Raw genomic sequence first — 6,394 nt, 5'->3', positions numbered from 1 at the left:
CCCCCCCCCCCCACGCCCCTGCCAAGGTCCTGGCCCGGGCCCCGCGCCAGGCAGAACTGCTGGTGATGCTCGCCCAGCACCCCCACGGCCTGGCCACCCAGGTGATCCTGGCCCAGTCGTTTTCCCGCGAGCAGCTCAAGGCCCTGGCCGCCAAGGGGCTGGTGGTCGCCCGCGAGGAGGCCCTCACCGCCTGCCCCCGGCCGGACGTCGACCACCTGCTGGCCGACCCCGCCCTGCCCCTCAATCGCGAGCAGGCCGCGGCCCTCTCGGTGCTCCACGAGCGGCTGGACACCTATCACCCCTGCTTGCTGGAGGGGGTCACCGGCAGCGGCAAGACCGAGATCTACCTGCAACTGATCGAGGCGGTGGTGGGCCGCGGCCGCCAGGCGGTGGTACTGGTCCCCGAGATCGGCCTGACCCCCCAGACCCTGTCGCGCTTCCGCAGGCGCTTCCAGGTGCCGGTGGTGGCGCTGCACTCCGGGCTCACCGACCATGAGCGCCTGGACGCCTGGGAGGCCGCCGCCAGCGGTCGCGCCCCCATCGTGATCGGCACCCGCTCGGCGATCTTCACCCCGCTGGCGCGCCCTGGGGTGATCATCGTCGACGAGGAGCACGATGGCTCCTACAAGCAGCAGGATGGCCTGCGCTACCACGCCCGCGACCTGGCCGTGGCCCGCGCCCACCACCACGCCATCCCGCTGCTGCTGGGCAGTGCCACGCCCTCGCTGGAGAGCCTGGCCAAGGCGCGCAGCGGCGAGTGGCGACACCTGCCGTTGACCCGCCGCGCCACCCGCCATGCCCCCGCCAAGCTGGAACTGATCGACCTGCGCGGGCGGCCCCGCCAGGGCGGGCTGATCCCGCCGGTGATCGAGGCCATCCGCGAGACCCTGGCCGCCGACCGCCAGGTGCTGGTGTTCATCAACCGCCGCGGCTTCGCGCCGACACTGGCCTGCCACGCCTGCGGCTGGCTGGCCGAATGCGACGCCTGCGACGCGCGCATGACCCTGCATCGCCAGCCGCCGCTGCTGGCCTGCCACCACTGCGATCGCCGTCGTGCCCTGCCGGAGAGCTGTCCAACGTGCGGCAGCATCGATCTACGTCCGCTTGGCAGCGGCACCGAACGCACCGAGGAGACCCTGGCCGGCCTCTTCCCGACGGTGCCGGTGCACCGCATCGACCGCGACAGCACCCGGCGCCGCGACGCCTTCGAGCAGGCGCTGGCCGAGGTGCGCCGCGGCGAGCCCTGCCTGCTGGTGGGTACCCAGATGCTGGCCAAGGGACACCACCTGCCCCACGTCACCCTGGTAGTGGTCGTCAACGCCGACGCGGGCCTCTACGCCAGCGACTTCCGCGCCCTGGAACAGAGCGCCCAGCTGTTGGTCCAGGTGGCCGGCCGCGCCGGCCGCGCCGCCCACCCAGGGCGCGTGCTGGTGCAGACCCTGCACCCGGACGACCCGCACCTGCGCCTGCTGGCCGAGCGGGGCTACGCGCCTCTCGCCGAGCAGCTGCTGGAGGAGCGCCGCGCCGCCGCCCTGCCCCCCTTCCGCTTCCTGGCGCTGCTGCGCCTGGAGAGCGCCAAGGAGGAGGCCGCCGGCGAGCTCGGGCGACTCACCGCCGGCGCCCTGCGCGGCTGGCTGGCCGAGCACACGCTTCCGGTGGACTGCCTGGGCCCGGTGCCGGCCCCCATGGAGCGCCGCCAGGGGCGCTATCACCTGCAGGTAATGCTGGGCGCCGACAAGCGCAGCGCCCTCCATCAGGCCTGCGCCTGGCTGACCCGCTGGCTGGAGGCCACCCCCGAGGCGCGACGCACGCGCTGGTCGCTGGATATCGATCCCCAGACCCTCAGCTGACGCTCGCCCTTTAAAGCCGCACCACAATTGCCGATAATGGCCGGCCATGCCCATCAAGGCTCCGCTTCCATGCCCGCGCCGCGGGTGAGCGCCTCGTCATCGCCGGTTCATCGGCCGCTCGCCCCGCCCGGCGCCACAGGACAATCGACGCTCCATGAAAGAGATCATCGTTTCGCTGCTCGAAGGCGCCCTCGACACCCTCAAGCAGCAGGGCGTGCTGCCCGCCGACCTCGCGCCGCCCATCAAGGTCGACCCGACGAAAGACAAGGTCCACGGCGACTACGCCACCAACCTCGCGCTGATGCTGGCCAAGCCCGCCGGCAGGAAGCCCCGTGATCTGGCCGAGGCCCTGATCGCCGCCCTGCCCGAGAGTGATGCCATCCGCCAGGTGGAGATCGCCGGCCCCGGCTTCGTCAACTTCTTCGCCGCCACCGACGCCGCCGCCCAGGTGGTACGCCAGGTGCTCGACTCAGGCGACGCCTACGGCCGCAGCCTGACCGGCCAGGGGGCCAAGGTGCAGGTGGAGTTCGTCTCCGCCAACCCCACCGGGCCGCTGCACGTGGGTCACGGTCGCGGCGCAGCCATCGGTGACTGCCTCTGCCGGCTGCTCGAGGCCACCGGCTTCGACGTCACCCGGGAGTTCTACTACAACGACGCCGGTGCCCAGATCAGCAACCTGGCACTTTCTGTGCAGGCCCGCGTCAAGGGACTCGACCCCGAGGACGCGAGCTGGCCCGCCGACGGCTACCGCGGCGGCTACATCATCGATGTGGCCAACGGCTATCTCGCCGGCGAGACCGTCCATGCCGACGACCGCCACGTCATCGGCAAGGGCGACCCGGACGATCTCGAGGCGATCCAGGAGTTCGCGGTGGCCTACCTGCGCCGCGAGCAGGACCTAGACCTCAGGGCCTTCGGCGTGCACTTCGATGTCTACTTCCTGGAGTCCTCGCTCTACCGCGATGGCAAGGTGGAGGCCGCCGTCGAGCGCCTGATCGAGAGGGGCCACACCTATGAGCAGGATGGCGCCCTGTGGCTGCGCACCACGGGCTTCGGCGACGACAAGGACCGGGTGATGCGCAAGTCCGACGGGCAGTACACCTACTTCCTGCCCGACGTGGCCTACCATCTCGACAAGTGGCAGCGCGGCTTCGGCAGCGTGGTCAACGAGCAGGGCGCCGACCACCACTCCACCGTGACCCGGGTACGCGCCGGCCTGCAGGCCCTGGAGATCGGCATTCCCCAGGGCTGGCCCGACTACGTGCTGCACCAGATGGTGATGGTGACCCGCTCTGGGGTGGAGGTGAAGCTCTCCAAGCGCGCCGGCAGCTACGTCACCGTGCGCGACCTGATCGATGAGGTGGGCCGCGACGCCACGCGCTTCTTCCTGGCCGCTCGCCGCGCGGACTCCCAGCTGACCTTCGACATCGACCTGGCGCGCTCCCAGTCCAACGACAACCCGGTCTACTACGTCCAGTACGCCCACGCTCGGGTCTGCAGCGTGATGCGCCGCGCCGAGGCCGACGGCTTGCCCTTCGACCCTGCCCAGGCCTTGGCGAGCCTGGGCCTGCTCGAGGAAAACCAGGAGAAGGCGCTGATGAACCGCCTGGCCCGCTACCCCGAGGTGGTGGAGCACGCCGCCGCCGCCCGCGAACCCCAGCAGATCGGCCAGTACCTGCTGGACCTGGCCGCCGACTTCCACACCTGCTACAACGCGGTGAAGGTGATGGTCGAGGACGACGCCCTGCGCAATGCTCGCCTGGCCTTGGGCCTGGCCACCCGCCAGGTATTACGCAACGGCCTGGACCTGATGGGAGTCAGCGCCCCCGAGGAGATGTAAGCCATGGCGACTCGCAAGCAGCCACCGAAGCGGCGTGGCGCCACCAGCAGCCGCCGCCAGCCCGGCAACAAGACACGCCGGGAATGGCGACTGCCCGGCTGGGTGTGGGGCCTGGCCGGTGTAGTGGCCGGGTTCCTGCTCTCCCAACACCAGCACGGCGTGGCCCCCTGGCAGGTGGAGGACTCTCCCCTGGCCACGGTGCTGCCGCGCAGCGCCCCACCTGAGACTCGCAGCGAACCCTCGGCACCGGAAGCGCCCAGCGAGCCGCGCATGCCCACCTTCGAGTTCTACACCCTGCTGCCGGAGTCCGAGGTAATCGCCCCGCGCGGCGAGATGCCCGCCTCCACGGCGCGCCCGCCGGCGCCGCCATCCGCCGAGGAGACGGCCGAGGCCGGCGACGACCCCATCGCCCAAGTGATCGCCGCCAACCTGGCCGCCGACAACACCCCGAAACCTGCGGCCGAGCCCGCCGCCCGCAACGGCCACCGCTACATGTTGCAGGCTGCCTCCTTCCGCGAGCCCGGCGACGCCCAGCAGCTTCAGCGCCGGCTGCGCGACTTCGGCCTGCTGGCCCAGGTCAGCGAGGTCAAGGCCTCCGGCGGCCAGACCTGGCATCGCGTCCAGGTCGGCCCCTACGATGACAACCGCGAGCTCAACCGCGCCCAGGACCTGATGGTCACCCAGGGTATCGAGCCGCTGTTGATTCGCCTCCAGAACTGACCCCACCCAACGGTTGAAATCTTCTCCCGGCGCCCGCATTTCCCCCGGAAGCTCATTCACGGCGCCCGGGCCGCCTGCGGCGCCGACAGTCATCGGGAGCCACCCGCTCCCCCAAGGAGATTCCCCTCCATGACCACGATCGTATCCGTGCGCCGCGGTGACCAGGTGGCGCTGGCCGGTGACGGCCAGGTATCCCTGGGCAACACCGTGATGAAGGGCAACGCCAGCAAGGTACGCCGCCTCTACCGGGGCGAGGTGCTGGCGGGCTTCGCCGGCGGCACCGCCGACGCCTTTACCCTTTTCGAGCGCTTCGAGGCGCAGCTGGAGAAGTACCAGGGCAACCTGGTCAAGGCCGCCGTGGAGCTGGCCAAGGACTGGCGTACCGACCGCGCTCTGCGTCGCCTGGAGGCGCTGCTGGCCGTGGCCAACAAGGATGCCTCGCTGATCATCACCGGCAACGGTGACGTGGTGGAGCCCGAGCGCGGCATCATCGCCATCGGCTCCGGCGGCAACTTCGCCCTGGCCGCGGCCCGGGCGCTGCTCGAGAACACCGACCTGTCGGCGAAGGAGATCACCGAGAAGTCGCTGGCGATCGCCGGCGACATCTGCGTGTTCACCAACCACAACGTCACCCTCGAAACGCTCTGAAGGCCGCCACCATGACCCAGATGACCCCCCGCGAGATCGTCCACGCTCTGGACCAGTACATCATCGGCCAGCAGGACGCCAAGCGCGCCGTCGCCATCGCCCTGCGCAACCGCTGGCGCCGCATGCAGCTCGACGCCGACCTGCGCCAGGAGGTGACGCCCAAGAACATCTTGATGATCGGCCCCACCGGGGTGGGCAAGACCGAGATCGCCCGGCGCCTGGCCAAGCTGGCCCGCGCCCCCTTCATCAAGGTGGAGGCCACCAAGTTCACCGAGGTGGGCTATGTGGGCCGCGACGTCGACTCGATCATCCGCGACCTGACCGAGGCCGCCATCAAGCTGGTGCGCGAGCAGGCCAAGGAGGAGGTGGGCCACCGCGCCGAGGATGCCGCCGAGGATCGCATCCTCGACGCCCTGCTGCCGCCAGCCCGCGGCCAGGAGGATGAGCCGCGCCAGGAAAGCGGGACCCGCCAGGTCTTCCGCAAGAAGCTGCGCGAGGGCCAGCTCGATGACAAGGAGATCGACATCGAGCTCACCCAGCAGGGCCCCAACGTCGACATCATGACTCCGCCGGGCATGGAGGAGATGACCCAGCAGCTCTCCAGCCTGTTCTCCGGCATGGGCAAGCAGAAGACCGAGACCCGCCGGGTCGCGGTGAAAGACGCCTTCGCCCTGCTGCGCGACGAGGAGGCCGGCAAGCTGGTCAACGAGGCGGAGATCAAGAGCCGTGCCATCGAGGCGGTGGAGCAGCACGGCATCGTTTTCCTGGACGAGATCGACAAGGTCACCAAGGGCAGTGGCCAGTCCAGCGGCGGCGAGGTCTCCCGCGAGGGCGTCCAGCGCGACCTGCTGCCGCTGATCGAGGGCTCCACGGTCTCCACCAAGTACGGCATGGTCAAGACCGACCACATCCTGTTCATCGCCTCCGGCGCCTTCCACCTGTCGCGCCCCTCGGACCTGATTCCCGAACTGCAGGGCCGCCTGCCGATCCGCGTCGAACTCAACGCCCTGACGCCCGATGACTTCAAGCGCATCCTGACCGAGCCCTCCGCTGCGTTGACCAAGCAGTACCAGGCGCTGCTGGCCACCGAGGGCCTGGCGATCGAGTTCACCGACGACGGCATCGAGCGCATCGCCGAGATCGCCTGGCAGGTCAACGAGGGCACCGAGAACATCGGCGCGCGCCGCCTGCACACCGTGTTGGAGCGCCTGCTCGAGGAGGCCTCCTACCGGGGCAGCGATATCGGCACGCCGCTGACCATCGACGCCCCCTACGTGGACTCCCAGCTCGGCGAGCTGGCCAAGGATGAGGACCTGTCGCGGTATATCCTGTAGCT

The 6,394-nt window shown here is 70.2% G+C and carries 5 protein-coding genes; all 5 read left to right on the top strand.

Going from position 1 to position 6,394, the window contains the following annotated elements; translation table 11 throughout:
• The coding region (locus ACR80S_RS00440; RefSeq protein WP_435402260.1) for a primosomal protein N' at positions 1-1,850 on the top strand (1,850 nt) is incomplete at its 5' end.
• A gap of 154 nt (positions 1,851-2,004) precedes the next feature.
• Entirely contained in the window at positions 2,005-3,690 is a 1,686-nt protein-coding gene (argS, locus tag ACR80S_RS00435) for an arginine--tRNA ligase (RefSeq protein ID WP_435401272.1), read from the top strand.
• A 3-nt stretch (positions 3,691-3,693) separates the two neighbouring features.
• Positions 3,694-4,410, top strand: coding sequence for an SPOR domain-containing protein (locus tag ACR80S_RS00430; RefSeq protein WP_435401271.1), 717 nt, complete (start codon positions 3,694-3,696; stop codon positions 4,408-4,410).
• A 129-nt stretch (positions 4,411-4,539) separates the two neighbouring features.
• A complete protein-coding gene (gene hslV / locus ACR80S_RS00425) occupies positions 4,540-5,058 on the top strand; it encodes an ATP-dependent protease subunit HslV (RefSeq protein WP_416138135.1) in 519 nt (172 codons plus the stop codon).
• An 11-nt stretch (positions 5,059-5,069) separates the two neighbouring features.
• Entirely contained in the window at positions 5,070-6,392 is a 1,323-nt protein-coding gene (gene hslU / locus ACR80S_RS00420; RefSeq protein ID WP_435401270.1) for an ATP-dependent protease ATPase subunit HslU, read from the top strand.
• The last annotated feature ends 2 nt before the right edge of the window (positions 6,393-6,394 follow it).

It is taken from the genome of Halomonas salsilacus (assembly GCF_051216275.1).
Classification (GTDB): domain Bacteria; phylum Pseudomonadota; class Gammaproteobacteria; order Pseudomonadales; family Halomonadaceae; genus Halomonas.
The sequence above is the reverse complement of the archived record's forward strand: the minus strand, read 5'-3'. Positions and strand labels throughout refer to the sequence as shown.

Coding starts and splice junctions, on each gene's coding strand:
- ACR80S_RS00430 (WP_435401271.1), top strand. CDS start 3,694: ATGGCGACTCGCAAGCAGCCACCGAAGCGGCGTGGCGCCACCAGCAGC.
- argS (WP_435401272.1), top strand. CDS start 2,005: ATGAAAGAGATCATCGTTTCGCTGCTCGAAGGCGCCCTCGACACCCTC.
- hslU (WP_435401270.1), top strand. CDS start 5,070: ATGACCCAGATGACCCCCCGCGAGATCGTCCACGCTCTGGACCAGTAC.
- hslV (WP_416138135.1), top strand. CDS start 4,540: ATGACCACGATCGTATCCGTGCGCCGCGGTGACCAGGTGGCGCTGGCC.